At 64.1% G+C, this 644-nt stretch carries 1 protein-coding gene and 1 pseudogene; both read left to right on the plus strand.

The window, feature by feature from the left end:
* Positions 1–265: pseudogene (locus tag EN884_RS37800) on the plus strand (amino acid ABC transporter ATP-binding protein); the annotation flags it as partial.
* A 42-nt stretch (positions 266–307) separates the two neighbouring features.
* Positions 308–644, plus strand: a 337-nt coding sequence (locus tag EN884_RS37805; protein ID WP_206617784.1) for an arginase family protein, incomplete at its 3' end; no start/stop codon positions are given.

Genomic DNA, 644 nt, shown 5'->3' on the forward strand with positions numbered 1-644 from the left:
CGATCCCCAACTCGTGGGCGAGGTGCTCGACACCATGAAGCAACTGGCTGTCGAGGGCATCACCATGGTGGTGGTGACGCATGAGATGGGCTTTGCTGCCCAAGTCGCCGACCGCGTCGTCTTCATGGACTGCGGCAAGGTGGTCGAGCAGGGCCCTCCTGCCAAACTCTTCAACGATCCGCAAAGCCCGCGCCTGCGGGAATTCCTCGACACCTGGAGACAGCGCAACATGCTCTTCCAGAACGAGTCCGTCGCCGGCCGCTAGGCCAGCGACACCATCGACAAGACAAGACGGAGGACCGCATCCATGAACGAAGCCCTGAGCCCAGCGGGCGTTCCCCGCATGTATGGTGACGTGCCGCCATTCATGGCGTTTCCCCATGTTCGCGACCTGGCCGGCCTTTCGGCCGACGCCGTGGTGGTGGGGATGCCCTATGACGGCATCGCCACATTTCGCGGCGGCGCGACACGCCGCGCGCCGCAGGAAATCCGCAAATACTCGCTCCTCTACGGCAGCTACAGCTTCGACTGGGACCTCGACATGCTGGCGCATATCACTGTAGCCGACGCCGGCGACATCGATGTCGTGCCGGGCGATAATGCCGCCAGCTACGCCCGCCTCAAAGCGCGGCTTGGTGCGGTGC

The sequence above is a fragment of the Mesorhizobium sp. M7A.F.Ca.AU.001.01.1.1 genome, assembly GCF_004022735.1.
Lineage (GTDB): Bacteria > Pseudomonadota > Alphaproteobacteria > Rhizobiales > Rhizobiaceae > Mesorhizobium > Mesorhizobium ciceri.